Annotated in this window: 23 protein-coding genes, 2 pseudogenes and 1 other annotated feature; of the genes and pseudogenes, 20 read left to right on the top strand and 5 right to left on the bottom strand. The window is 40.8% G+C overall.

Features of this window, described 5'->3' with window-relative positions; genetic code table 11:
* The first annotated feature begins 28 nt into the window (after positions 1-28).
* Positions 29-2,554 (top strand): MBL fold metallo-hydrolase, encoded by a 2,526-nt coding sequence (locus HT680_RS02525; protein WP_173257992.1) that lies wholly within the window; start codon positions 29-31, stop codon positions 2,552-2,554.
* Positions 2,555-2,603: 49 nt separating this feature from the next.
* Here the strand turns inward: HT680_RS02525 and HT680_RS02530 are convergent, their stop codons facing one another.
* The gene (locus HT680_RS02530) at positions 2,604-4,082 is read right to left on the bottom strand and encodes an oligosaccharide flippase family protein (protein ID WP_061417070.1); all 1,479 of its coding nucleotides are present in this window, start codon (positions 4,080-4,082) and stop codon (positions 2,604-2,606) included.
* A gap of 122 nt (positions 4,083-4,204) precedes the next feature.
* Between HT680_RS02530 and mecA the strand changes: the two genes are divergently transcribed.
* The 10 genes from mecA to HT680_RS02580 all read left to right on the top strand — a co-directional run bounded on the left by mecA (position 4,205) and on the right by HT680_RS02580 (position 15,299).
* Positions 4,205-4,945, top strand: coding sequence for an adaptor protein MecA (gene mecA / locus HT680_RS02535; protein WP_173257994.1), 741 nt, complete (start codon positions 4,205-4,207; stop codon positions 4,943-4,945).
* Between the two features lie 147 nt (positions 4,946-5,092).
* Complete coding sequence (locus tag HT680_RS02540) at positions 5,093-6,379, top strand: homoserine dehydrogenase (protein ID WP_173257996.1); 1,287 nt, start codon at positions 5,093-5,095, stop codon at positions 6,377-6,379.
* 1 nt (position 6,380) lies between these two features.
* Positions 6,381-7,250, top strand: coding sequence for a homoserine kinase (gene thrB / locus HT680_RS02545; protein ID WP_173257998.1), 870 nt, complete (start codon positions 6,381-6,383; stop codon positions 7,248-7,250).
* 99 nt (positions 7,251-7,349) lie between these two features.
* Positions 7,350-8,288 carry a peptide-methionine (R)-S-oxide reductase MsrB gene (gene msrB / locus HT680_RS02550; protein ID WP_173258000.1) on the top strand — a complete coding sequence of 313 codons (939 nt, stop codon included), beginning with the start codon at positions 7,350-7,352 and terminating at the stop codon, positions 8,286-8,288.
* 59 nt (positions 8,289-8,347) lie between these two features.
* Positions 8,348-10,072 (top strand): ABC transporter ATP-binding protein, encoded by a 1,725-nt coding sequence (locus HT680_RS02555; protein ID WP_173258002.1) that lies wholly within the window; start codon positions 8,348-8,350, stop codon positions 10,070-10,072.
* Between the two features lies 1 nt (position 10,073).
* Positions 10,074-11,822 carry an ABC transporter ATP-binding protein gene (locus HT680_RS02560; protein ID WP_173258005.1) on the top strand — a complete coding sequence of 583 codons (1,749 nt, stop codon included), beginning with the start codon at positions 10,074-10,076 and terminating at the stop codon, positions 11,820-11,822.
* Between the two features lie 97 nt (positions 11,823-11,919).
* Entirely contained in the window at positions 11,920-13,179 is a 1,260-nt protein-coding gene (locus HT680_RS02565) for a TRZ/ATZ family protein (protein ID WP_173258007.1), read from the top strand.
* A 62-nt stretch (positions 13,180-13,241) separates the two neighbouring features.
* Positions 13,242-13,377 (top strand) — a sequence feature (ribosomal protein L10 leader region).
* A gap of 38 nt (positions 13,378-13,415) precedes the next feature.
* A complete protein-coding gene (gene rplJ, locus HT680_RS02570) occupies positions 13,416-13,916 on the top strand; it encodes a 50S ribosomal protein L10 (RefSeq protein WP_125848708.1) in 501 nt (166 codons plus the stop codon).
* A 75-nt stretch (positions 13,917-13,991) separates the two neighbouring features.
* Positions 13,992-14,360, top strand: a complete 369-nt coding sequence (gene rplL / locus HT680_RS02575) for a 50S ribosomal protein L7/L12 (protein ID WP_001196964.1) — start codon at positions 13,992-13,994, stop codon at positions 14,358-14,360.
* A 372-nt stretch (positions 14,361-14,732) separates the two neighbouring features.
* A complete protein-coding gene (locus HT680_RS02580; protein WP_000443020.1) occupies positions 14,733-15,299 on the top strand; it encodes a hypothetical protein in 567 nt (188 codons plus the stop codon).
* Between the two features lie 21 nt (positions 15,300-15,320).
* On the opposite strand, the pseudogene HT680_RS02585 reads toward HT680_RS02580, so the two are convergent.
* Positions 15,321-15,641: pseudogene (locus HT680_RS02585) on the bottom strand (NADP-specific glutamate dehydrogenase); the annotation flags it as partial.
* Between HT680_RS02585 and HT680_RS02590 the strand changes: the two are divergent.
* From HT680_RS02590 to HT680_RS02605, 4 genes and pseudogenes are all read left to right on the top strand, one after another.
* Positions 15,622-16,434 (top strand): annotated as a pseudogene (locus HT680_RS02590) (DUF2268 domain-containing protein); the annotation flags it as partial. The pseudogenes HT680_RS02585 and HT680_RS02590 overlap by 20 nt on opposite strands.
* A gap of 62 nt (positions 16,435-16,496) precedes the next feature.
* On the top strand, positions 16,497-16,865 hold the full coding sequence (locus HT680_RS02595; RefSeq protein WP_084976376.1) for an EXLDI protein: 369 nt from the start codon (positions 16,497-16,499) through the stop codon (positions 16,863-16,865).
* A gap of 213 nt (positions 16,866-17,078) precedes the next feature.
* Positions 17,079-18,083, top strand: coding sequence for an NADP-dependent oxidoreductase (locus tag HT680_RS02600; protein ID WP_173258012.1), 1,005 nt, complete (start codon positions 17,079-17,081; stop codon positions 18,081-18,083).
* A gap of 16 nt (positions 18,084-18,099) precedes the next feature.
* Positions 18,100-18,744 carry a TetR/AcrR family transcriptional regulator gene (locus HT680_RS02605; RefSeq protein WP_173258014.1) on the top strand — a complete coding sequence of 215 codons (645 nt, stop codon included), beginning with the start codon at positions 18,100-18,102 and terminating at the stop codon, positions 18,742-18,744.
* A gap of 22 nt (positions 18,745-18,766) precedes the next feature.
* Here the strand turns inward: HT680_RS02605 and HT680_RS09110 are convergent, their stop codons facing one another.
* Genes HT680_RS09110 through gdhA form a run of 3 tightly spaced genes read right to left on the bottom strand, consistent with a single transcriptional unit; the run spans position 18,767 to position 20,813 of the window.
* Positions 18,767-18,949 (bottom strand): hypothetical protein, encoded by a 183-nt coding sequence (locus HT680_RS09110; RefSeq protein ID WP_240146446.1) that lies wholly within the window; start codon positions 18,947-18,949, stop codon positions 18,767-18,769.
* Positions 18,950-19,435 carry a GNAT family N-acetyltransferase gene (locus HT680_RS02615; RefSeq protein WP_173258635.1) on the bottom strand — a complete coding sequence of 162 codons (486 nt, stop codon included), beginning with the start codon at positions 19,433-19,435 and terminating at the stop codon, positions 18,950-18,952. It abuts the gene before it with no gap.
* Between the two features lie 31 nt (positions 19,436-19,466).
* On the bottom strand, positions 19,467-20,813 hold the full coding sequence (gene gdhA, locus HT680_RS02620) for an NADP-specific glutamate dehydrogenase (RefSeq protein WP_173258017.1): 1,347 nt from the start codon (positions 20,811-20,813) through the stop codon (positions 19,467-19,469).
* A 228-nt stretch (positions 20,814-21,041) separates the two neighbouring features.
* On the opposite strand from gdhA, the gene HT680_RS02625 reads away from it, so the two are divergent.
* The 5 genes from HT680_RS02625 (at position 21,042) to rlmN (ending at position 25,514) form a co-directional block, all read left to right on the top strand.
* Positions 21,042-21,977, top strand: coding sequence for a dihydroorotate oxidase (locus HT680_RS02625; RefSeq protein ID WP_173258019.1), 936 nt, complete (start codon positions 21,042-21,044; stop codon positions 21,975-21,977).
* A gap of 32 nt (positions 21,978-22,009) precedes the next feature.
* Positions 22,010-23,047: a DNA polymerase III subunit delta gene (gene holA / locus HT680_RS02630; protein WP_173258021.1), complete on the top strand. Its 1,038-nt coding sequence runs from the start codon at positions 22,010-22,012 to the stop codon at positions 23,045-23,047.
* A 69-nt stretch (positions 23,048-23,116) separates the two neighbouring features.
* Positions 23,117-23,722 (top strand): superoxide dismutase SodA, encoded by a 606-nt coding sequence (gene sodA / locus HT680_RS02635; RefSeq protein WP_000974728.1) that lies wholly within the window; start codon positions 23,117-23,119, stop codon positions 23,720-23,722.
* Positions 23,723-23,877: 155 nt separating this feature from the next.
* Entirely contained in the window at positions 23,878-24,408 is a 531-nt protein-coding gene (locus tag HT680_RS02640; protein WP_173258023.1) for a YutD family protein, read from the top strand.
* Positions 24,409-24,428: 20 nt separating this feature from the next.
* Entirely contained in the window at positions 24,429-25,514 is a 1,086-nt protein-coding gene (gene rlmN, locus HT680_RS02645; RefSeq protein WP_173258025.1) for a 23S rRNA (adenine(2503)-C(2))-methyltransferase RlmN, read from the top strand.

Below are 25,514 nucleotides of genomic sequence, written 5' to 3' on the forward strand. Positions count from 1 at the left end.
TGTTTTCATCGAGAAAGGAGTGTTCAAGATGAAGAATAAAAGATTAGTTAAATTAGTCAGTTATGGTTTACTTGCTTTCCTTTGTGTGTTGATTGGTTTATCACAACAAGTTAATGCAGACACTATTACTGCTGGTTCAGGCAATCGTATCCATTTCATAAATACTAAAGCAAAATCTGGGAGTGATGCTATCCTTCTGGAAAGCAATGGTCATTATGCCTTGATTGATATGGGGGAAGATTATGACTTTCCTGATGGGAGTGATCCACGCTATCCAAGTCGTTGGGGAATTTCCATGAGAAATTATCAAGTCTTGGAAGACCGTTTGATTCGCCATCTTGATCAGATTGGTGTTAAAAAATTAGATTTTATTATAGGAACTCATGTCCATAGTGACCATATTGGTGGAGCGGACGAAATACTCAATCGATATCAAGTCGGTAAGTTTTATTTGAAAAAATATTCAGATGATCGGATCACAGCAAACTGGGGACTCTGGGATAATCTTTTTAATTACGATAATGCTTTGAGAGCCGCACAAAAACGAGGGGTTACTCTTATTCAGAATATTACAGACGAGGATAGTCACTTTAAATTAGGTGATATGGATATCCAACTCTATAATTATAAAAATGAATATGATGCTGATGGTAACCTGAAAAAAGTTCGAGATGATAACTCAAACTCAATCGTTTCAGTGGTGACTGTGGCAGGAAAGAGAATCTACCTTGGTGGAGATTTGGATAATGCCGAAGGAGCGGAAGATAAGTTAGGTCCAGTTATCGGCAAGGTTGATATGATGAAATGGAATCATCATTATGATGCGACAATTTCAAATACGATTAATTTTCTTGAAAACCTATCACCAAAGATGATTATTCAAACAACTGGTGGTGATATTAATGTTGCTTCAACCAGAGAATATCTCCAAAAGAAAAATATTCAAGTTCTCAGAGCTTCTAGTCAAACTCAGGATGCAACTGTTTTTGATATTAGTGATAGCGGATTTGCTAATGTTTCTAATCTCTTCCCTGACATCCCTGTAGTTGACGAAAAATGGTATCAAGAAGGTGGCTACTGGAAATATCGTTTAGCAGATGGAGAAATGGCTATCGGTTGGAAAGAGATTGGCGGAGCCACTTACTTCTTTAATGGAAAAGGGCAAATGCAAGCAGGACGCTGGCTTCACCTTAATGATGATTGGGGAGAAAATGCTAAGGGGAATGATTACTATCTCAACTCAAATGGTAAAATGCAAACAGGCGGTTGGTTCAAGCTGGATGGTCATTGGTATTATATCCAATCAAATGGTGCTAGACGATTTAGCGAGCTCTCTGAAATTGGAGGGAAGAAATATCTCTTTGCAGCAGATGGAAAGATGCTAACAGGAAATCAAGTCTTTAATGGCAAGAAGATGTTCTTTACAGACAGTGGTGCACTCCAAACAGCAGGTAAGCCTTCAACTTGGCAAAAGATTGACTCAGATTGGTATTTCTATGATGAGGATGGGCTACGGACTATCGGTAAAAAGAATATCAATGGAAGCACATATTACTTTAATCAAGAAGGTGTCATGCAAACAGGCTGGGCCTTTGTTGATGGTCACTGGGACTATTTTGCAAGTTCTGGAGCTATGAAAACTGGTTGGATCAAGGATCAGGATACTTGGTATTATCTGGACAAAGATGGCATCATGCTCACTGGAAAACAAGATATAAATGGTACTCGTTACTACTTGAACGCTAGTGGTGCCATGCAAACAGGCTGGAAATGGCTAGAGAACAATTGGTATTACTATGCGAACTCAGGAGCTATGAAAACAGGCTGGATTAAGGATAATGAGAAATGGTATTATCTAAATCAAGATGGTATTATGCAGACTGGGAAACAAGAAATCAACGGTACGCGTTACTATTTGAATACCAGCGGTGCCATGCAAACAGGCTGGCAGTGGCTTGATAAACACTGGCATTACTACGCTGACTCAGGAGCTATGAAAACTGGTTGGTTGAAGGATCAAGGAACATGGTATTATCTTGAAGATCAGGAAGGTATCATGCTGGTCGGTTTCCAACAAGTAGATGGTAAGCAGTATTACTTTAGTGCATCAGGAGCTATGCAAACAGGCTGGAAATGGTTTGATAATCATTATCGTTACTTTGAAGGAAGTGGAGCTATGAAGACAGGTTGGATAAAGGATAAAGGAATCTGGTATTATCTCAATCCTGAAGATGGCATCATGCTAGTTGGTCTTCACAAAATCAATGGCGACCATTATTACTTTGATGAATCAGGAGCTATGCAGACCGGTTGGAAACGAATTGACGGTAATTGGTACTATTTCCAAACAGATGGCTCTTTGTTGAAAAATGCCACCACACCGGATGGTTATAAGGTAAACGAGGAAGGCATTTGGAGACAGGCTGTTGCTGCTGTCAATGGTGAAGCAGATCAGTCAGAGAAGAAGCAAGAAGCTAGTTCCTCTATTGCTGAACAGCCAAAACAAGATTCAAATCTAGAAGCCAATACTTCTGACAAGAAAGAAAAAGAATAAATAAGAAACACCCTACTGATAAACGCTCGTTTATCAGTAGGGTGTTCTTTTAGTTTCTTTTGATCTTAGCTAGTACTAGGTTCAGTGCATAGTGTAATGTTTTGTCTTTGGCGATAAAAAGCGTCAAGAGATAGTAGATTCCACAAGTAGCTATGGTAGAGAGAACCATGAGGATCATGTTGAGGTTCACCGTATAGGAACTGATTTGGAAAATCATCTTGAAAATATAGAAGATCGGAATAAATCCAAGGGATATGAGACCATAACGTGTTAAGGTCACAAAGATTTCTTTTAAATTGATTAGTTGGTGTTTCCTAATAAAATGAATTTCTAAGAGAACAACGATGGCTTCTGCAATAATGGTCGTAGCAATATAATACTCAGGGGCAAAAATATTATTGATATACAAGATACAGTTGAAGAGGAGATTTGCTCCACCACCAGCAAAGTAGAAAGCAGTCAAGCGGTTCTCGTGGTCATTGATAAAGATAATTTGCTTACCAAGAATCAATTCAATAGCCCAGATAATGGTTCGAAAGGCGAAGACGCTGGTCACGATACCTGCCTCAAGATACTTTTCAGAAGAGTAGATAACCGTTGCGTACTTTCCCAAAATCATAATCCCAAAACTAGTTGGAATCATGAGAAAATAGAATAATGATGCCGCTTGATTTACAAGATAATTATAAGAATTGTAATCCTTTTTCCCAAGGTAGTAGCCGAGACGTGGAATGCTGACACTGATAGCTCCACTTAAGACACCAGCAATCAGCATGACGATGCTATAGGCAATTGTATAATAAGAAATATAATTTTCATCTGGTCCCTTGGTGATAAACATTCTATCTAGCAAGGTATAAAGCATATTGGCATTTGCCAAGAGAAGCATAGTAAAGAGTGGTTTAGAAGCCTTAGCTAACTCGATGAAACCAATTTTGACAAAGGAGACTTCTCTTTTGATCCAAAGAAAACTAAGGAGGTAGTTGAGGATAGTTGTCGCAGTCATGACGATAGCGTAGGGAACAATATCATCAGCAGTTTTGACAAAGGCAAAGATAGCGACCAGCATGGTAATTCGAATAATCAATGTCTTGTAAAGGATAAAGGCATAGTTTTCATAAGCCTCGTTCATCCATTCGATATTGAGAAATTGGAAGAGTGCTTGAGCTCCTAGGATGTAGTAGAGAACTTTCAGATTCTCAATGCTGGTGTCAAAGAAGATAAAGAGGAAGTAGATACCAGTCGTCAGGAGAGAAGTGAAAACCGAGATATAAAACAACTTAGAAAAGACATAGTTGATTTTATTCTTATCGTCCTTAACCTTACTGATAGCACGAATCCCGTAGTTGTAAATCCCAAAGGCAGCTAGTGGAATAACAAAGCTAGCCCAGGTATTGGCGGTATTGAAATAACCGTAGTTGGATTTGCTGAGGATCCGCGTCAGATAAGGGTTGGTTATCAGCGGAAAAACGATATTGAGAATATTGACCAGCAAGCTGGCCAAGGCGTTTACTTTTATATTTTTCATTGAACTTTCTTTCTTAAATCTTAAATCATATCTAGTATTATATCACATTCCAGCTTCATTCTTTTGATAAAATCGTAAAAATCTAGTATAATAGATAGACTGAAAGTAAGAGGTTACTAGATATGAAGATGAAACAAATTAGTGATACAACACTGAAAATCACGATGACTTTAGATGATTTGATGGACCGAGGAATGGAGATTGCAGACTTTCTTGTTCCTCAGGAAAAAACCGAAGAGTTTTTCTATGCTATTTTAGATGAACTGGAAATGCCAGACAATTTCTTGGACAGTGGCATGCTGAGTTTCCGTGTGACGCCAAAACCTGATAAGGTGGATGTCTTTGTGACCAAGTCCAAGATTGACCAGAATCTGGATTTTGAAGATTTGGCGGATTTACCAGACATGGAAGAATTGGCCCAAATGTCACCAGATGAATTTCTCAAAACCTTGGAAAAGAGTATTGCAGATAAAACCAAGGACGATATTGAGGCCATCCAATCTCTAGAGCAGGCCGAAGCAAAGGAAGAAGAGCAAGAGCAGGCGAACAAGGAGACTGAGAGTAAGAAAGAACCTTATATATACTATATCCTGCGCTTTTCAAGCCTTGCTGACTTGGTTGCTTTTGCAAAGACGGTTAACTATCAGATGGAAACATCTGAACTCTATAAGATGAATGGGCACTACTATTTGACAATCTTAGTCGATGTGGAAAATCATCCAAGTCCATATCCAGCCTGGCTCTTGGCTCGTATGCGTGAATTTGCAGACGACAGTGACATCAGTCGCTCAGTCTTGCAAGAGTATGGGCAAATCTTGATCAATCACGATGCAGTTCTTAATCTGCAAAAGATTCGTTCATAATTTTTAAAATCAATTTTCATTTATCAGGAAAGACGAATCTTGGGATTCGTTTTTTCTTTTCTAGACCGAAATAGTGATTTACTATAATAGGAATTTTCATAAAATTCTGTTATAATGGCTATATCAGAAAATTTCTAGGAGACAAACATGACAGTTAAAATTGCTTTACTTGGATTTGGTACCGTTGCAAGTGGCGTGCCTTTCCTCCTAAAGGAAAATGGAGAAAAAATCGTTCAGTCAGCTCATTCAGAGATTGAAGTAGCCAAGGTATTGGTCAAGGATGAAGATGAAAAGAACCGCTTGCTTGCAGCAGGAAATGACTTTAACTTTGTAACCAATGTAGATGATATTTTAGCAGACAAGGACATTACAATCGTAGTGGAATTGATGGGGCGTATCGAACCAGCTAAGACATTTATCACTCGTGCCTTAGAAGCTGGGAAACACGTTGTTACTGCTAACAAGGACCTTTTGGCTGTACATGGCGCAGAATTGTTAGAAATCGCTAAAGATCATAATGTAGCACTTTACTATGAAGCAGCAGTAGCTGGTGGGATTCCAATTCTTCGTACTTTGGCAAATTCGTTGGCTTCTGACAAAATTACGCGCGTTCTTGGCGTTGTTAATGGAACTTCCAACTTCATGATGACCAAGATGGTGGAAGAAGGCTGGTCTTACGATGATGCTCTGGCTGAAGCTCAAAGACTTGGATTTGCAGAAAGCGACCCTACAAATGACGTTGATGGGATTGATGCAGCCTACAAGATGGTGATTTTGAGCCAGTTTGCTTTTGGGATGAAGGTTGCTTTTGACGATGTAGCCCACAAGGGAATCCGTAACATCACACCAGAAGACGTAGCTGTAGCCCAAGACTTGGGCTATGTAGTGAAATTGGTTGGTTCTATCGAGGAAACTCCTTCAGGTATTGCTGCAGAAGTGACTCCAACCTTCCTACCTAAAGCACATCCACTTGCCAGTGTGAATGGGGTAATGAACGCTGTTTTTGTAGAATCTATCGGTATCGGTGAGTCTATGTATTACGGACCAGGTGCGGGTCAAAAACCAACTGCAACAAGTGTTGTAGCAGATATTGTCCGTATCGTTCGTCGCTTGAATGATGGTACTATTGGTAAAGACTTCAACGAATATAGCCGTGAATTGGTCTTGGCTAATCCTGAAGATGTTAAAGCAAACTACTATTTCTCAATCTTGGCTCCAGACTCAAAAGGTCAGGTCTTGAAATTGGCTGAAATCTTTAATGCTCAAGATATTTCCTTCAAGCAAATCCTCCAAGATGGCAAAGAGGGTGACAAGGCGCGTGTAGTGATTATCACTCATAAGATTAATAAAGCACAACTTGAGAATGTTTCAGCTGAGTTGACCAAAGCTTCAGCATTTGACCTCTTGAATACCTTCAAGGTGTTAGGAGAATAGGATGAAGATTATTGTACCTGCAACCAGTGCCAATATCGGGCCAGGTTTTGATTCGGTCGGTGTAGCTGTAACCAAGTATCTTCAAATTGAGGTCTGTGAAGAACGAGATGAGTGGTTGATTGAACACCAGATTGGCAAATGGATTCCACATGACGAGCGTAATCTCTTGCTTAAAATTGCCTTGCAAATTGCGCCAGACTTACAACCGAGACGCTTGAAAATGACCAGTGAAGTTCCCCTAGCGCGTGGTTTGGGTTCTTCCAGCTCTGTTATTGTTGCTGGGATTGAACTAGCTAACCAGCTGGGCAAGCTCAACTTATCTGACCACGACAAATTGCAGCTGGCTACTAAGATTGAAGGGCATCCTGACAATGTGGCTCCAGCTATCTATGGAAATCTTGTTATTGCGAGTTCTGTTGAAGGGAAAGTCTCTGCTATTGTGGCAGACTTCCCGGTGTGTGATTTCCTAGCTTACATTCCAAACTATGAATTACGCACTCGAGACAGCCGTGGTGTCCTGCCTAAAAAATTGTCCTACAAGGAAGCCGTTGCAGCTAGTTCTATCGCCAATGTGGCCGTTTCAGCCTTGTTGGCAGGAGACATGGTGACTGCTGGTCAAGCGATTGAGGGAGACCTCTTCCACGAGCGCTATCGTCAAAGTCTGGTCCGTGAATTTGCGACGATTAAGCAAGTAGCCAAAGAGAATGGTGCCTATGCAACCTATCTCTCTGGTGCCGGACCAACAGTTATGGTCTTGGCTTCTCATGACAAGATGCCGAAGATTAAGGCAGAATTGCAAAAGCAGTCTTTCAAAGGCAAACTTCATGATTTGAAAGTTGATACGCAAGGTGTCCGTGTCGAAACAAAGTAAAGAAATAGAAGATAGGATGGGGAAAGTCTCGACTAGAGGGCTTCCTATCCTTTTTTTGAAAAGAAGTCTAGTTAAAAACTTGATAAAGGAGAAATAAAGATGGCAGAAATTTATCTAGCAGGTGGTTGTTTTTGGGGGCTAGAAGAGTATTTTTCACGTATTTCTGGAGTGCTAGCAACTAGTGTTGGTTACGCTAATGGGCAAGTTGAAACGACCAATTATCAGCTACTTAAGGAAACAGACCATGCAGAAACGGTTCAAGTGATTTATGATGAGAAAGTAGTGTCACTCAGAGAGATTTTGCTCTATTATTTCCGTGTTATTGATCCCTTGTCTATTAACCAGCAGGGGAATGACCGTGGTCGCCAATATCGAACGGGAATCTATTATCAGGATGAAGCAGACTTGCCAGTTATCTACACAGTGGTTCAGGAGCAGGAGCGTATGCTTGGTCGAAAGATTGCAGTAGAAGTGGAGAAACTTCGCCACTACATTTTGGCTGAAGACTACCATCAAGACTATCTCAAGAAAAATCCTTCTGGTTACTGTCATATCGATGTGACGGATGCTGAGAAGCCCTTGATTGACGCCTCTAACTATGAAAAGCCTAGTCAAGAGGTGTTAAGGAAAAGTTTATCTGAAGAGTCTTACCGTGTTACACAAGAAGCTGCTACAGAGGCGCCATTTACCAATGCCTATGACCAAACCTTTGAAGAAGGGATTTATGTAGACATCACGACGGGTGAACCACTTTTTTTTGCAAAGGATAAGTTTGCCTCAGGTTGTGGTTGGCCAAGTTTTAGCCGTCCGATTTCTAAGGAATTGATTCACTATTACAAGGATTTGAGCCATGGAATGGAGCGAATCGAGGTTCGTTCTCGGTCAGGAAATGCTCACTTGGGTCATGTCTTTACAGATGGACCTCAGGAGTTAGGTGGCTTGCGTTACTGTATTAATTCTGCCTCCTTGCGCTTTGTATCCAAGGATGAGATGGAAAAAGCAGGATATGGCTATCTATTACCTTACTTAAACAAATAAAACGGAGAGGGTGGGGCTTCCCACTTTCTTCATTTCCAGAATAAGAATAGAAGGGATCTATGAAACACTTACTATCTTACTTCAAACCCTATATCAAAGAATCCATTTTAGCCCCCTTGTTCAAGCTGCTAGAAGCTGTTTTTGAACTCTTGGTTCCCATGGTGATTGCTGAGATTGTTGACCAATCCTTGCCCCAGAGAAATCAAGGACACCTCTGGATGCAGATTGGCCTGCTCCTTATCTTTGCAGTGATTGGTGTTTTAGTGGCCCTGGTAGCCCAGTTTTACTCAGCCAAGGCTGCGGTTGGGTTTGCCAAGGAATTGACAGATGATCTTTATCGTCATATTCTTTCCCTACCCAAGGATAGCAGAGACCGTTTGACGACCTCTAGTCTGGTGACTCGCTTGACTTCGGATACTTACCAGATACAGACTGGTATCAATCAATTCCTGCGCCTCTTTTTGCGAGCGCCTATTATCGTTTTTGGAGCTATCTTTATGGCCTATCGCATCTCAGCTGAGCTGACTTTTTGGTTTTTAGTTATGGTTGTCATTTTGACGATTGTCATTGTCGGCCTCTCTCGACTGGTCAATCCTCTTTACAGCAATCTCAGAAAAAAAACGGACCAATTGGTTCAGGAAACGCGCCAGCAATTGCAAGGGATGCGAGTTATTCGTGCTTTTGGTCAGGAAAAACGAGAGTTACAAATTTTTCAAACTCTTAACCAAGTTTATGCTAGATTGCAAGAAAAAACAGGCTTCTGGTCTAGTTTATTAACACCTCTGACCTATCTGATTGTTAATGGGACTCTTCTCGTCATCATCTGGCAGGGCTATATTTCTATTCAGGAAGGCTTGCTCAGTCAAGGTGCCCTGATTGCCCTCATCAACTACCTCTTGCAAATCTTGGTGGAATTGGTTAAGCTCGCCATGCTGATAAATTCTCTTAATCAATCCTATATCTCAGCCAAGCGAATCGAGGAAGTCTTTGCCGAGGCTCCCGAAGATATCCATTCAGAATTAGAACAAAAGAAAGTTATCAGCGATAAAGTTTTACAAGTCCAAGAATTGACCTTTACCTATCCTGATGCAGCCCAGCCTTCTCTGAGAGACATTTCCTTTAATATGAAGCAAGGGCAAATCCTTGGTATCATCGGAGGAACTGGTTCAGGTAAATCAAGCTTGGTGCAAGTCTTACTTGGACTTTATCCAGCAGACCAGGGGAGCATTGACCTTTATCGAAATGGACGTAGTCCTCGTAATCTTGAGCAGTGGCGGTCTTGGATTGCCTATGTGCCTCAAAAAGTCGAACTCTTTAAGGGAACTATTCGTTCTAACTTGACTTTAGGTTTCAATCAAGAAGTATCTGATCAAGAACTCTGGCAGGCCTTGGAGATTGCGCAAGCTAAGGATTTTGTCAGTGAAAAGGAAGGACTTTTGGATGCCCTAGTTGAGGCAGGAGGGCGAAATTTCTCAGGCGGACAAAAACAAAGGCTGTCTATCGCACGAGCAGTCTTACGCCAAGCTCCATTTCTCATCCTAGATGATGCGACCTCGGCACTGGACACCATTACCGAGTCCAAGCTCTTGAAAGCTATCCGAGAAAATTTGTCAAACACGAGCTTAATCTTGATTTCTCAACGGACTTCGACACTTCAGATGGCTGACCAGATTCTCCTCTTGGAAAAAGGGGAGCTCCTAGCTATTGGCAATCACGATGACTTGATGAAAACTAGCCAAGTCTATCGCGAAATCAATGCATCTCAACATGGAAAGGAGGACTAGCATGAAACGACAAACTGCAAACCAGACACTCAAACGTTTGGCCATAGATTTAGCAAGCCATCCCTTCCTCCTTTTCCTTGCCTTTCTAGGAACTATTGCCCAAGTTGGCTTATCAATTTACCTACCTATTCTGATTGGACAGGTCATTGACCAAGTCCTGGTGTCTGGTTCATCACCAGTTTTTTGGCAGATTTTCATCCAGATGATCATGGTAGTCATAGGAAATACACTGGTACAATGGGCCAATCCTCTCCTCTATAATCGCCTAATCTTCTCTTATACCAGAGACTTGCGAGAGAGAATCATTCATAAGCTCCATTGTTTACCGATTGCTTTTGTGGATCGGCAGGGCAGTGGAGAGATGGTTAGTCGTGTGACCACAGACATAGAACAGCTGGCAGCTGGCTTGACCATGATTTTTAACCAATTTTTCATTGGCGTTTTGATGATTTTGGTTAGTATTCTAGCCATGCTTCAAATTCATCTCCTCATGACCCTCTTGGTCTTGCTGTTGACGCCACTGTCTATGGTGATTTCACGCTTTATTGCTAAACGCTCCTATCATCTCTTCCAGAAACAAACAGAGACGAGGGGGATTCAGACTCAGTTGATTGAAGAGTCTCTTAGCCAGCAGACTATTATCCAGTCCTTTAATGCTCAGACAGAGTTTATCCAAAGACTGCACGAGGCGAATGCCAACTACGCAGGCTATTCTCAGTCAGCCATCTTTTATTCTTCAACGGTCAATCCTTCGACTCGCTTTGTCAATGCGCTGATTTATGCGCTTTTAGCTGGAGTGGGAGCTTATCGTATTATGATGGGATCCACCTTGACCATCGGGCGTTTAGTGACCTTTTTGAACTATGTTCAGCAGTACACTAAGCCCTTTAACGATATTTCTTCTGTTCTAGCCGAATTGCAAAGTGCTCTCGCTTGCGCAGAGCGTGTCTATGCGGTCTTAGAAAGTACTGAGGTTGCTGAAACAGGTAAGGAAATCTTGACCAGTGACCAAGTTAAGGGAGCCATTTCCTTTAAGCATGTTTCTTTTGGCTACAATCCTGAAAGGATCTTGATTAAGGATTTGTCTATCGATATCCCAGCTGGTAGCAAGGTAGCCATCGTTGGTCCGACAGGTGCTGGTAAGTCAACTCTTATCAATCTCCTCATGCGTTTTTATCCTATTAACTCGGGAGATATCTTGCTGGACGGTCGTTCCATTTACAACTATACCCGAGCATCATTGAGACAACAGTTTGGCATGGTACTCCAAGAAACCTGGCTCAAGCAAGGAACCGTTCATGACAATATTGCCTTTGGAAATCCTGATGCCAGTCGGGAGCAGGTGATTGCTGCTGCAAAGGCAGCCAATGCAGACTTTTTCATCCAACAGTTGCCACAGGGGTACGATACCAAGTTGGAAAATGCAGGAGAATCCCTCTCTGTTGGGCAAGCTCAGCTCTTGACCATCGCTCGAGTCTTTCTAGCTATACCAAAGATTCTTATCTTAGACGAGGCGACTTCCTCCATCGATACGCGGACAGAAGTGCTAGTTCAGGATGCCTTTGCCAAACTCATGAAGGGGCGCACAAGCTTTATCATTGCTCATCGTTTGTCAACCATTCAGGATGCGGATTTGATTCTTGTCTTGGTGGATGGCGATATCGTGGAGCATGGAAATCATCAAGACCTCATGACAAGAAAGGGCAAGTATTACCAAATGCAAAAAGCTTCAGCTTTTAGCTCTGAATAATCCATTCTATTTTGCAATATTATGGAAAAAAAGTTGCCTTCGGGTGACTTTTTTGTTAAAATAGCTAGAAAAATCACGGTCTTAGAAGGAGAAAACAATGAAAGTCTATCAGCATGTAAATATCGTGACTTGTGACAAAGATTTCCATGTTTATTTGGATGGTATCTTGGCTGTTAAGGACTCTCAAATCGTCTATGTCGGTCAAGAGAAGCCAGATATTTTAGAGCAAGCTGAGCAGATTATAGACTATCAGGGAGCCTGGATCATGCCTGGTTTGGTTAATTGCCATACCCATTCTGCTATGACAGGCTTGCGAGGGATCCGAGATGATAGCAATCTTCATGAATGGCTCAAGGACTATATCTGGCCAGCAGAAGCTGAGTTTACTCCCGACATGACTACCAAGGCAGTCAAAGAAGCTCTGACAGAAATGCTCCAGTCAGGGACAACAACCTTCAACGATATGTATAATCCCAATGGTGTGGATATTGAGAGAATTTATCAGGCAGTCAAGGCATCTAAGATGCGTTGTTATTTCTCACCGACCCTTTTTTCTTCAGAGGCAGAAACAACTGCTGAGACCATAAGCAGAACACGTGCCATCATAGAGGAAATTTTAGGATATGAAAATCCAAATTTCAAGGTTATGGTAGCCCCACATTCACCATACAGTTGTAGTAGAGATTTACTGGAAGAAAGCTTAGAAGTGGCAAAAGAGCTGGATATTCCCATCCATATCCATGTAGCGGAGACCAAGGAGGAATCAGGAATTATCCTGAAACGATACGGCAAACGCCCCCTCGCCTTTCTAGAAGAACTGGGTTACTTAGATCATTCCTCTGTCTTTGCTCATGGGATCGAACTAAACGAGCGAGAAATTGAACGCTTGGCGACTTCTCAAGTGGCTATCGCCCACAATCCTATCAGTAATCTAAAACTGGCCTCAGGAATCGCTCCAATCATCCAACTCCAAAAAGCAGGAGTAGCAGTCGGAATTGCGACAGACTCGGTTGCTTCCAATAACAATCTAGACATGTTTGAGGAAGGACGGACTGCAGCCCTTCTTCAGAAAATGAAGAGTGGAGATGCCAGCCAATTCCCTATCGAGACAGCCCTTAAGGCACTGACAATCGAAGGGGCTAAGGTTCTAGCAATGGAAAATCAGATAGGAAGCCTAGAAGTTGGCAAGCAGGCAGATTTTCTCGTGATTCAACCACAAGGAAAAATCCATCTTCAACCAGAGGAAAATATGTTATCTCACCTCGTTTATGCGGTCAAATCCAGTGATGTTGACGATGTCTATATTGCAGGACAGCAGGTTGTTAAGCAAGGCAAAGTTTTGACGGTAGAGATTTAAAAAAATTTCAAAAAAAGTTTGCAAAAATCTTGCATTCTTTTTTTGTCTATGCTATACTTATATACGGTTTGAAAAAACTGCCTAAGACAGTAGGGGAGCTCGACTCATAAATATCCTACCGAGGACAAAACGTATCATGTAAAAAGAAGCGTATTGTACTTTCGTGTCTAGGTTTGGGCGCGTTTTTCTTTTGGGAAAATTCCCCAAGCAAAATAATTACGGAGGTGAACACACTAATGAGTGAAGCAATTATTGCTAAAAAAGCGGAACTAGTTGACGTAGTAGCTGAAAAAATGAAAGCTGCTGCATCTATCGTCGTTGTAGACGCTCGTGGTTTGACAGTTGAGCAAGATACAGTTCTTCGTCGTGAGCTTCGTGGAAGCGAAGTTGAGTATAAAGTCATTAAAAACTCAATCTTGCGTCGTGCAGCTGAAAAAGCTGGTCTTGAAGATCTTGCATCAGTATTTGTTGGACCATCTGCAGTAGCATTTTCTAACGAAGATGTTATCGCACCAGCGAAAATCTTGAACGATTTTGCTAAAAACGCTGAAGCACTTGAAATCAAAGGTGGTGCAATCGAAGGCGCTGTCGCATCTAAAGAAGAAATCGTTGCTCTTGCAACTCTTCCAAACCGCGAAGGACTTCTTTCTATGCTCCTTTCTGTACTTCAAGCGCCAGTGCGCAACGTTGCTCTTGCAGTCAAAGCGGTTGCAGACAGCAAAGAAGACGCAGCTTAATCTTAAGCTACGCAGCGTAGCCTAGCTACGAAAAAAACTATTATAAAATTAAAAACTTATTTGGAGGAAATAACAATGGCATTGAACATTGAAAACATTATTGCTGAAATTAAAGAAGCTTCAATCCTTGAATTGAACGACCTTGTAAAAGCTATCGAAGAAGAATTTGGTGTAACTGCAGCTGCTCCTGTAGCTGTTGCTGCAGCTGGTGCTGCTGACGCTGGTGCTGCTAAAGACTCATTTGACGTTGAGTTGACAGCTGCTGGTGACAAAAAAGTTGGTGTTATCAAAGTTGTACGTGAAATCACTGGTCTTGGACTTAAAGAAGCTAAAGAACTTGTTGATGGTGCACCAGGTGTCATCAAAGAAGGCGTTCCAACTGCAGAAGCAGAAGAAATCAAAGCTAAATTGGAAGAAGCTGGAGCTTCAGTTACTCTTAAATAATAGAGAAACTACATTAGTAGCTTAAAAACATGATTAAACCGCTATTCTTAGGATTAGCGGTTTTTCTTTATAATTGAAAAGAGAAAATTTATAAAGTGTCTCCAGTTGTTCCATAAGATTTTCATCATAAAGTTCTGGAGTTTGATTAGAGAATCATGTCAATCAAACTCCAGCGCTCGATAAAGCGAAGATGTATTTGTGGAAGGAGATTATGTTTGCTAAGGTATTTTTTGCAGAAATAGTGGTACAATATCCTTAGAATAGTTCAAAATTTATCTTGGCTAGGGGAAAGGGAGATTGAACTCCCTGATGCATCCGTCTTAGTATGGGATTAATGTTCTATAAAAAGGAAATGTTATAAAGGTGATATTGATGGAAAGATATGAATTTACAGCGACAACAGCAAAATCAGATATAATAATTGGTATCCTTTTTCCCATGTTCCTCATGCTTCCTGTATTGGGAATACAGTTGGCTATATTCTATTTAAAACTGAATGATTTTTTTAAATCACAACCTCTTTTTCTTTATACGATAGTATTAGTGTTTTTTGGTATTAGTTTTCTTTTAATTAAAAAAATACAAGGTAGTCTAGTGAAGAATTTTGTCGTAGAATTATCTGGAAGAAATATTAGGATTTGGTGTAATGGAAAGGAGATTGTATCAGGAGAAGTTATTTTCTGTAGGATAAAAAATAAGGAGCCTAAACTGGGGGCGAGAGCCTTAAATGTAGACATAGACACCAAGGGAGATAATATTAAATTTCGAGTTCGGTCTAAGGAATATGAAAATTTATCATCTTCTACTTGGAATCCTCTCGGGACAAGCAAACCCTCTGATGTAGAAACGTTATTATCTTTGGGCAAAAAAATAAAAAATGCTATGGAAGAAGAAGTTTTGATAGAAGATGAAGCTTCAAAAAAACCTCGATCGTTTTGATTGAGGTTTTTAGCATATTTCTTAAACAATACCTTGGGCAATCATAGCGTTTGCTACGTTTTCAAAGGAAGCGATATTTGCTCCTGCAAGGTAGTCAGTACCAAGTCCGTATGTTTCAGCAGTTGTTTTAGCTGTGTTGAAGATGTTTGTCATGATGTCTTTGAGGCGGCCGTCAACTTCTTCACGTGTCCATGAAAGGCGAAGGCTGTTTTGGCTCATTTCAAGTGCTGATACAGCTACACCACCAGCGTTGGCAGCTTTGGCAGGTCCATAAAGGATTCTGTTTTCCTTGTAGACTTTAATCGCATCAAGGTCGCTAGGCATGTTGGCACCTTCTGATACGAAATACCAAACTCAACATATTCCTCTGAAAGCCAAGTATCCCGGAGGATTTGATGCTTTGTTCCTACTTGGTTTTATGAATCAGCTACCCGGAACTCTCTCAGAAAAGGATAGACCAGCTATCGACGCTCTGAGCTCTGATCAACTCTGGCAGGACTGCCAGGAAACCATCAAGAGGAGTATCGGTCTTTTTGAGCAAGCTGGCTATGATTTAGAGGTTGAGGATTACCATTTTACTATTTTATTGGGCAAACCTGAAAAGGCCATGTTACAGCTCAATAAGAGTTATAGCGGAGATGGTGGAATTCCAGGTTACCTCATGCTTAGTCTGCTACCGAATGACTATACTTTGCCACGTGTGCAAGCGGCGCTGGCCCACGAGTGCAATCATAATGTCCGCTTCCAATTTATCAAATGGAACCAGCAGACGACACTAGCAGACTGGGTAGTCAGTGAAGGATTGGCAGAGTCTTTTGCTGCTGAGCTCTATGGCAAAGATCTCATTGGGCCTTGGGTCACTTCAACCAGTCCAGAGCAGTTAGAAGAGATTAAGCCCATCATCTCAAGTCAGCTTCAGCTAACAGGGATGGCGGAAATGGCTCCTTATCTATACGGTGATGAAATCGCGAAGATACAGGGTCAAATTCCGGTTGGTATGCCCTATGCTGCAGGCTATGCTTATGGCTATCATCTGATACAAGCCTATCTGAAAATGACTGGCAAAACTATTATTGAAGCAACTGTGACACCAACGGAACAGATTTTAGATGCGACTAAAGACTTTTGGAAATGACACTTTTGCTTGAAAATCTGCCAGATTCTGATATAATGAAAGTAATTTTTGGAGGTGACTATATGCACTATAAAAGAGTTGAATTAAAAGTCACAAATCAAGGTATCCATGAGCGAAAGATCTTTCAAGGTGTTAAGATTTTCAGTCGTAGCAAGTTGTCCAAAGATCAGAAAAGTATTCTAACACAGAAGCTGTACTTGACACCGAAGCAAAATATTGTTTACTATCAACGGAAAGATATCAATTATGACCAGAACTGGCATCATCATAAGGACTATTATGAACTAACTTTTGGCCATATAGATAGAGAGACTGTTTTTAAGGTTTGTCAAGATTTTGACGAACTAAGTCCTTTTCTGGAAAATGAGCTGCTTGAGAAGCTAAAAGAAAAGCAGTCAACAGGCAAATTTTTTGAAAAATTAGATATATAAAAATCCGGCTGCTTTTATAAGCAGTCGGATTTCTTTGAGTTATAGTTTGATAATTTTTCATAAGGGAAAATAGATCTATTTTTATCATGAACAGCTAACTTAGTTAGAAGTTTTGGAAACAGTATAGTTGACATCTATGGGGAATAAGCATATAATCAAGAAAAGTGATTGAGTGCTCACTCAATTTTGTAGATGTGTAAAGGAGTTCATACAATGGTTGTTCAAGCAATACAATATAGTCGTTTCGGTGATGAAGAAGTGTTAGATTTAGTGAACATTAAATCTGATGTTTTGAAAGAGAATCAAGTTAGGGTAGAAGTTCATGCTGTTGGTTTAAATCCTATTGATTATAAGACTTTTGAAGGTGCAAAGCCACTCCGATTTCTATCTTTTATGACAAAACTAAGGAAGCCAAGTCGTTGGTTTGAGTCAAAATCATCTCTTTTTCCAAGAGGTGTTGGTCGGGATTTTGCTGGAGTTATCACAGAAGTTGGTGAAGGAGTAAGTCGGTTTGCAGTAGGTGATAAGGTTTTTGGAACAATGATCAGTGACCCTGGATTGGGAACCAAGAGGGGAGCTTTGGCAACAGAAATTTGTGTCAATGAATCAGAAATTGTGTTGAAGCCAGAGATGATTGATATGAACCATGCAGCTACTATGGGTGTAGCCTCTCTAACTGTGGGTGGGGCTTTTAGAAGAATCGGTTTAAATTCAAGAGATACTGTTGTTATTTCAGCCGCAGCAGGAGGTATTGGAAGTATTGCAGTACAGTATGCAGTTGCTAAGGGGGCGACAGTGATCGGAATAGCAAGTAAGAAAAATGCAGAGTATCTGAAGTCTTTAGGTGCCATACCAGTAAGTTACGAAGAGAATATCAAGAAGGCTCTTCTATCAGCTAGTACAACGCCTATTACAAAATTTTTGGATTGCTATGGAAGGGATTATGTTAAATTGGCTTTCAGTTTAGGATTGAAGGGAACGGATATTGGAACGCTAGTACCTTCACCATATGTTATGATAAGAGGAGCCCAGTTCACAGGACCAAGACATTCCACATATGATGATTTAAACACTCTAGCAGAAATGGTCTCAGAAGGGAAGGTTTGGCTGAATATTGATCAGGTTTATGATTTTTCTCTAAAGTCAGTTAGAGAGGCATATCGTAGCCTGAAGTCGGGACACACTCGAGGTAAGAAAGTTGTAAAAGTAAGAGGGTAGTAGGGAGGTGCTAGTAATGGAAAGTTTAGAACAAAAGTATGCCCAGACATTAGAAAATAGCAATTTGAGTTTAAAACAACGTCAAGTACTGTTATCAAGTTTAAAGTTATTTTCAGAAATTGGCTTTGAAAATACAACAGCCAGCCTTATTGCTAAGGAGGCTGGAGTTTCAGAAGGGACAGTTTTTAGTTACTTTAAAACTAAGGAAGGCATCTTAGAAGCTATTCTGTCAACTTTTCTCGAACAGGTTATTCCAGAAGTGATTGCTGATTTTTCTGAGAAGAAATTTACAGAAAACCAAGAGTCTTTTCCACTATTTTTAAGAAGTATTGTTCGAGATAGACTAGTTTTCATTCAGGAGAATCAAATGCAAGTTAAAATTCTCTTGAACCGTTCTTTTATTGATGGAACGATTTCTGACCAGTTAGGGAATGTTATTGTTCACTCTATCATTAGGCCAATTAGTCCAGTCCTGAATCAGTTTAAAGAAAATGGTGTTATCCGAGATTGGTCAAATGAAAGAATCGTTCGCTATATTTTGGCTTTGAGTCTTTCTTATGCTCTTCCAATGATGTTGAATGATAATGAGGACCTAGACATAGATGAAGCAGTAAATGAAATAGTTGAATGCCTGTCTTTTGCCTTAGTAGAAGTAAAGTGAATGTTGATTTTTAAGCTTACTATTAGAAATAGTGGGCTTTTTTAAAACCAATATAAAAATCCCCAATCAGAGTGATTGGGGATTGAAAAATAAATTGGAACAATACCTTTACTATCATAGCCTTGGCTACATTGTTAAAAGTTGTTTTAGCTGTGTTGTGGTTCTTGGTCATGATGTCTTCGAGTCGACCAGAGTATACTGCCATCTATTCATCTGATAAAAGGGATTTTATCATCCAGATATTCATAGCTGGGTGGCCAGCGGCGTTAGAAAGTGGTTGTTGCAGTGATGTGAAACCGTAGTGTTGATAGATGGCCACAGCCGTAGCCAGTTCAGTAGAGGTTTCTAGATAAAGCTGTTCATAACCTGCTAGGCAGGCTTCATGGAATATCCGCTTTATCAATCTGCTGGAATAACCTTTGCCACGGCTATTTTTAGTGACATACAGTTTTTGTAATTCAGCAATCTTATCGGACACTGGTGCAAAGCCACCACAGCCAACCAGCTGTCCTTCATCTTCCAGAACAAAGTAAGCTGACCTCTCTTGCTGTTGATAATAGTCGGCCAAATGATCTAGATGAGAATCAAAGTAGACAGTTCCTGGTTTGTCAAGCCCGAATTCTTCTAGGCTAGCTCGAATGAGTTGCGCTACAGCTGGATTGTCTCTTACTTCCATTGGCCGTAAGTTCATCATTTGTTCTCCGATAGGATGTATCGACTAATTAAACAATACCTTGTGCAATCATAGCGTTGGCTACGTTTTCGAAGGCAGCGATATTTGCTCCTGCAAGGTAGTCAGTACCAAGTCCGTATGTTTCAGCAGTTGTTTTAGCTGTGTTGAAGATGTTTGTCATGATGTCTTTGAGACGTCCATTAATTTCTTCACGAGTCCATGAGAGACGAAGACTGTTTTGGCTCATTTCAAGGGCTGAAACGGCTACACCACCAGCGTTGGCAGCTTTGGCAGGTCCGTAAAGGATTCCGTTTTCTTTGTAGACTTTAATCGCATCAAGGTCACTAGGCATATTAGCACCTTCTGATACGCAGATAACTCCTTGAGCCACCAAACGTTTAGCTGCTTCGCCGTTGATTTCGTTTTGAGTCGCACATGGAAGAGCGATATCGTAGTTACCAGCGTAAGTCCATACAGAACCTTCATGGTAAGTAGCAGTTGCTTTCTCAGCTGCGTACTCAGTCAAACGAGCACGGCGTTTTTCTTTAACATCAACCAAAAGATCGAAGTCAATACCATTTTCGTCGATGACATAACCGTTTGAGTCAGATACAGAGATGACAGTAGCGCCAAGTTCAGTCGCTTTTTGAAGAGCGTATTGAGCTACATTACCAGAACCTGAAATAACCACTTTCTTACCAGCAAAGCTGTTATCATTAGCTTTGAGCATTTCTTCAGTATAGTAAACCAAACCGTAACCAGTTGCTTCTGGACGAATCAAGCTACCACCGAACCCAAGAGGTTTACCAGTCAAGACACCCGCATCAAATTGGTTAAGACGTTTGTATTGTCCGTAAAGGTAACCAATTTCACGTCCACCAACACCGATATCACCAGCAGGTACGTCAAGAGATGGTCCGATGTATTTTTGCAATTCTGTCATAAAGCTTTGGCAGAAGCGCATCACTTCAGCGTCAGTCTTTCCTTTAGGATCGAAGTCTGATCCACCTTTACCTCCACCGATTGGAAGTCCAGTCAAAACGTTTTTAAAGATTTGTTCGAAGCCGAGGAATTTCAAGATTCCTTGGTTTACAGTTGGGTGGAAACGAAGTCCGCCTTTATATGGTCCAACAGCTGAGTTGAATTGAACACGGTAACCACGGTTCACTTGGACTTTTCCATCACGGTCAACCCAAGGAACACGGAAAGAAATTACGCGCTCAGGCTCAGTGATACGTGCCAAGATGTTTTCTTCGATATACTCAGGATGTTTTTCAAATACAGGTTCCAAAGTGCTGAAGAATTCTTCAACCGCCTGGAGAAATTCAGCCTCATGCCCGTTACGAGCTTTCACAGTTGCAAACACGCTTTGGATATAGTCTTTAGCAGATGTCATATCGTTCTCCTTTTGTTGTTATATTTTATTACATGAGCCATTATAGCAGAATTTTTTTTGAGTGTAAAGAAAAAAAACAGAAATTTTCTAAAAATTCTTTCAATTTACAGTAAACTATTTTTCTGATAGTAAAAAACGAACGTTTTCTGTTGAGATAAGTTTCTCAAAGAGAAAATCTTAAAGTATGGTATAATATTAGAAATAAAAGGAATCTGGAGGATTAGAATCATGGTATCAACAAAAACACAAATAGATGGCTTTGAGTTTGATAATTGCTTGATGAATGCAGCGGGTGTGGCTTGTATGACGATAGAAGAGCTTGAAGGAGTCAAAAACTCAGCGGCAGGTACTTTTGTTACGAAGACTGCGACCTTGGACTTTCGGCAGGGAAATCCTGAACCACGTTATCAGGATGTTCCACTTGGTTCTATCAACTCCATGGGCTTACCAAATAATGGCTTAGACTACTATCTGGACTATCTTTTGGACTTACAGGAAAAAGAGCCAAACCGAACTTTCTTCCTATCTTTAGTTGGCATGTCTCCAGAAGAAACACATGCTATCTTGAAAAAAGTTCAAGAGAGTGAATTCAAAGGACTGACAGAGCTTAATCTCTCTTGTCCAAACGTTCCAGGAAAACCTCAGATTGCCTATGATTTTGAGACAACAGACCGTATCTTGGCAGAAGTATTTACCTACTTTACCAAACCTCTTGGAATCAAATTGCCACCTTATTTTGATATTGTTCACTTTGACCAAGCGGCAGCTATTTTCAACAAATATCCGCTCAAGTTTGTCAATTGTGTTAATTCTATCGGGAATGGCCTTTATATCGAAGATGAGTCTGTCGTTATTCGCCCTAAAAATGGCTTCGGTGGGATTGGTGGAGAGTATATCAAACCGATAGCTCTTGCCAATGTACATGCCTTCTACCAACGTCTCAATCCGCAAATCCAAATCATTGGAACGGGTGGCGTTCTGACGGGTCGTGATGCCTTTGAACACATCCTTTGCGGTGCGAGTATGGTGCAAGTTGGAACAACGCTCCACAAAGAAGGTGTCGGTGCTTTTGAACGCATTACCAATGAACTAAAAGAAATCATGGTGGAAAAAGGGTATGAGAGATTAGAGGATTTCCGTGGGAAATTGCGCTATATTGGTTAAAGTTACTAAAAAATCAGAAGAAAGGAGAGAAGATGCTAGCCATAGAAGACAGTCAGAAGTTGACTTTATCAAATTTATCTAGCCTGAGCCTATTTACAGGGACAGACCAGGGTCAGTTTGAAGTTATGAAGAGTCAAGTGTTGAAACAGATTGGTTATGATCCAGCTGATCTCAACTTTACTTACTTTGATATGAAAGAAGTAGCCTATAAAGACTTAGAGTTGGAGTTGGTCAGTCTCCCTTTCTTTGCGGATGAAAAAATCGTGATATTAGACCATTTTGTCGATATCACAACAGCCAAGAAACGCTTTTTAACAGATGATGAGCTCAAGTCGTTTGAAGAATACCTTGATAACCCTTCGCCAACAACAAAATTATTGATTTTTTCTGAAGGAAAGTTGGATAGCAAAAGACGGCTGGTCAAATTGCTTAAGCGCGATGCCAAACTCTTTGATGCTATTGAACCCAAGGAACAAGAACTGCGCCAGTATTTCCAAAAATGGAGTCAGACACAAGGTCTGCAGTTTGCAGAAAAGTCTTTTGAAAATCTACTAATCAAGTCTGGTTTTCAATTTAGTGAAATCCAGAAAAATCTCCTTTTTTTACAGTCTTATAAGTCAGATGGTGTGATTGAGGAGAAGGACATTGTCGAGGCTATTCCAAAGACCCTGCAGGACAATATTTTTGATTTGACTCAGCTTATCTTGGGTAAAAAGATCGACCAGGCGCGTGACTTGGTTAGAGATTTGACATTGCAAGGGGAGGATGAGATCAAGCTCATAGCTGTCATGTTAGGACAGTTTCGAACCTTTACCCAAGTGAAGATTTTATCAGAAGCTGGTCAGACGGAATCGCAGATTGCAAGCAGTCTGGGGACTTACTTGGGGCGCAATCCTAATCCTTATCAAATCAAGTTCGCACTCAGAGATTCGAGAGGGATTTCTTTGAGTTTTCTCAAGCGAGCGATTTCTTATTTGATTGAAACAGACTACCAGATTAAGACAGGTGTCTATGAAAAAGGGTACCTGTTTGAAAAGGTACTCTTGCAGATTGCGACAGAGGCGAATTGAGCAAAAAACTTGAAAAAAGTGAATGTTTGCGTTATCATTTTCATATAGAAAGAAAAAGAGGTATTACAGATGGCTATTATCTTACCAGACCTTCCATACGCATATGACGCTTTGGAACCTTACATCGATGCAGAAACAATGCACTTGCACCATGACAAGCACCATCAAACCTACGTTAACAATGCCAATGCAGCTCTTGAAAAACACCCTGAAATCGGTGAAGACCTTGAAGCTTTGCTTGCTGATGTAGATTCTATCCCAGCTGATATCCGCCAAGCGCTTATCAACAACGGTGGTGGACACTTGAACCACGCTCTTTTCTGGGAATTGATGACTCCTGAGAAAACAGCTCCATCAGCAGAACTTGCAGCAGCAATCGACGCAACATTTGGTTCATTTGAAGAGTTCCAAGCAGCCTTTACAGCAGCAGCTACAACTCGCTTCGGTTCTGGATGGGCATGGTTGGTTGTCAACAAAGAAGGGAAACTTGAAGTAACTTCAACAGCAAACCAAGACACACCAATCTCAGAAGGTAAAAAACCAATCTTGGGCTTGGACGTTTGGGAACATGCTTACTACGTGAAATACCGCAATGTACGTCCTGACTACATCAAAGCTTTCTTCTCAGTGATTAACTGGAACAAAGTAGATGAGCTTTACGCAGCAGCAAAATAAAAAAATAGGAAGGGAAGAGTCATTCTTCTCTTTTTTGTTTTATATGGCAGAAGTCTGACAAAATCGTCAGACTTTTTTCATTTTTATGAGAAACGTGCTAACTGCTAGAAATTATGGTAAAATAGAGTGTTAAGTAATCGTGGGAAAGGAAGACTATGCGTAAAGAAATTGCACCTGAATTATACAACTATAACAAGTTTCCTGGCCCAGAATTTCAAGTAAATGGGGAAAAGGTTGAGACTGAAGGGATTGCTTTTACCTTGGTTGAAAATATCAAGGATGCCTTCGATGTGACCGTCTTTAATCAGCGCTTCTCAGAAGTGTTGACCAAGTTTGATTATGTCGTGGGGGATTGGAGCAATGAACAGCTCCGTCTACGCGGTTTTTACAAAGACGATCGAACAGAGGAAAAAAATGAAAAGATTAGTCGCTTACAGGACTATCTTTTAGAGTACTGTAGTTATGGTTGTGCCTATTTCGTTCTAGAAAATCAAGCACCGAAACGGGCTTCATTTGATAAAAAAATGCGTAAAAAGGATGAGGAAAACCTTCCTAGAAGAGGCAAGAAACCTTCGCAAAACAAGAGAAAACCAAATGCGGATAAGCGAAATAGACGTCGTCATAAGGACCAAAAGTCTCAGAAAGAGGACAAGGGTCAGCGCCATTTTGTCATTCGTCAGAAATAGATAGAGAATAAGGAGAAGAGATGAAACCGTCTATTTATAGTTTAACACGTCAAACCATGCAAGAATGGGTATTAGAACAAGGAGAAAAGAAATTCCGAACAGATCAAATCTGGGAATGGCTTTACCGTAAACGTGTGCAGTCATTTGAAGAAATGACCAACCTTTCCAAGGATTTGATTGCTAAGCTCAATGACCAGTTTGTGGTCAATCCTTTGAAACAACGGATTGTACAAGAGTCAGCTGACGGTACTGTTAAGTATCTTTTCGAGTTGCCAGATGGCATGTTGATTGAGACAGTACTCATGCGTCAACACTATGGTTTGTCAGTCTGTGTGACCACTCAGGTTGGCTGTAATATCGGTTGTACCTTCTGTGCATCAGGCTTGATCAAGAAGCAACGTGACCTCAATAACGGGGAAATCGTAGCGCAGATTATGCTAGTTCAGAAATACTTTGATGAACGTGGTCAGGATGAACGTGTCAGCCATATCGTTGTCATGGGAATTGGTGAGCCATTTGATAACTACAACAATGTTTTGAATTTTGTCCGTACCATCAATGATGACAAGGGGATGGCAATTGGTGCTCGTCACATAACTGTTTCTACCTCAGGTTTGGCCCATAAAATTCGTGACTTTGCTAATGAAGGAGTTCAGGTCAATCTTGCCGTTTCTCTTCACGCACCCAATAATGAATTGCGCTCAAGCATCATGAAGATTAACCGTGCCTTTCCGATTGAAAAGCTTTTCGCAGCTATTGAGTACTATATCGAAACAACCAATCGCCGTGTGACCTTTGAATACATCATGCTCAATGAAGTCAACGACGGTGTTGAACAAGCCTTGGAGTTGGCTGAATTGCTCAAGAACATCAAGAAATTATCTTATGTAAACTTGATTCCCTATAACCCAGTTAGTGAACATGACCAATATAGCCGTAGTCCTAAAGAGCGCGTGATGGCCTTCTATGATACCCTCAAGAAAAAAGGGATTAACTGTGTCGTTCGGCAAGAACATGGTACAGATATTGATGCAGCTTGTGGACAATTGCGCTCCAATACAATGAAACGTGACCGCCAGAAGGCAGTCGCAGCGGTAAATCCATAA

Source organism: Streptococcus sp. 5905 (genome assembly GCF_013276505.1).
GTDB lineage: Bacteria > Bacillota > Bacilli > Lactobacillales > Streptococcaceae > Streptococcus.

Excerpts from the sequence above, each read along its gene's own strand:
- holA (WP_173258021.1), top strand. The coding sequence starts at position 22,010 with ATGCTAGCCATAGAAGACAGTCAGAAGTTGACTTTATCAAATTTATCT.
- mecA (WP_173257994.1), top strand. The coding sequence starts at position 4,205 with ATGAAGATGAAACAAATTAGTGATACAACACTGAAAATCACGATGACT.
- HT680_RS02530 (WP_061417070.1), bottom strand. The coding sequence starts at position 4,082 with ATGAAAAATATAAAAGTAAACGCCTTGGCCAGCTTGCTGGTCAATATT.
- rlmN (WP_173258025.1), top strand. The coding sequence starts at position 24,429 with ATGAAACCGTCTATTTATAGTTTAACACGTCAAACCATGCAAGAATGG.
- HT680_RS02555 (WP_173258002.1), top strand. The coding sequence starts at position 8,348 with ATGAAACACTTACTATCTTACTTCAAACCCTATATCAAAGAATCCATT.
- thrB (WP_173257998.1), top strand. The coding sequence starts at position 6,381 with ATGAAGATTATTGTACCTGCAACCAGTGCCAATATCGGGCCAGGTTTT.
- HT680_RS02600 (WP_173258012.1), top strand. The coding sequence starts at position 17,079 with ATGGTTGTTCAAGCAATACAATATAGTCGTTTCGGTGATGAAGAAGTG.
- HT680_RS02565 (WP_173258007.1), top strand. The coding sequence starts at position 11,920 with ATGAAAGTCTATCAGCATGTAAATATCGTGACTTGTGACAAAGATTTC.
- HT680_RS02560 (WP_173258005.1), top strand. The coding sequence starts at position 10,074 with ATGAAACGACAAACTGCAAACCAGACACTCAAACGTTTGGCCATAGAT.
- rplJ (WP_125848708.1), top strand. The coding sequence starts at position 13,416 with ATGAGTGAAGCAATTATTGCTAAAAAAGCGGAACTAGTTGACGTAGTA.
- HT680_RS02615 (WP_173258635.1), bottom strand. The coding sequence starts at position 19,435 with ATGAACTTACGGCCAATGGAAGTAAGAGACAATCCAGCTGTAGCGCAA.
- HT680_RS02640 (WP_173258023.1), top strand. The coding sequence starts at position 23,878 with ATGCGTAAAGAAATTGCACCTGAATTATACAACTATAACAAGTTTCCT.
- HT680_RS02580 (WP_000443020.1), top strand. The coding sequence starts at position 14,733 with ATGGAAAGATATGAATTTACAGCGACAACAGCAAAATCAGATATAATA.
- HT680_RS02595 (WP_084976376.1), top strand. The coding sequence starts at position 16,497 with ATGCACTATAAAAGAGTTGAATTAAAAGTCACAAATCAAGGTATCCAT.
- HT680_RS02540 (WP_173257996.1), top strand. The coding sequence starts at position 5,093 with ATGACAGTTAAAATTGCTTTACTTGGATTTGGTACCGTTGCAAGTGGC.
- sodA (WP_000974728.1), top strand. The coding sequence starts at position 23,117 with ATGGCTATTATCTTACCAGACCTTCCATACGCATATGACGCTTTGGAA.
- HT680_RS02525 (WP_173257992.1), top strand. The coding sequence starts at position 29 with ATGAAGAATAAAAGATTAGTTAAATTAGTCAGTTATGGTTTACTTGCT.
- gdhA (WP_173258017.1), bottom strand. The coding sequence starts at position 20,813 with ATGACATCTGCTAAAGACTATATCCAAAGCGTGTTTGCAACTGTGAAA.
- HT680_RS02605 (WP_173258014.1), top strand. The coding sequence starts at position 18,100 with ATGGAAAGTTTAGAACAAAAGTATGCCCAGACATTAGAAAATAGCAAT.
- HT680_RS09110 (WP_240146446.1), bottom strand. The coding sequence starts at position 18,949 with ATGGCAGTATACTCTGGTCGACTCGAAGACATCATGACCAAGAACCAC.
- msrB (WP_173258000.1), top strand. The coding sequence starts at position 7,350 with ATGGCAGAAATTTATCTAGCAGGTGGTTGTTTTTGGGGGCTAGAAGAG.
- rplL (WP_001196964.1), top strand. The coding sequence starts at position 13,992 with ATGGCATTGAACATTGAAAACATTATTGCTGAAATTAAAGAAGCTTCA.
- HT680_RS02625 (WP_173258019.1), top strand. The coding sequence starts at position 21,042 with ATGGTATCAACAAAAACACAAATAGATGGCTTTGAGTTTGATAATTGC.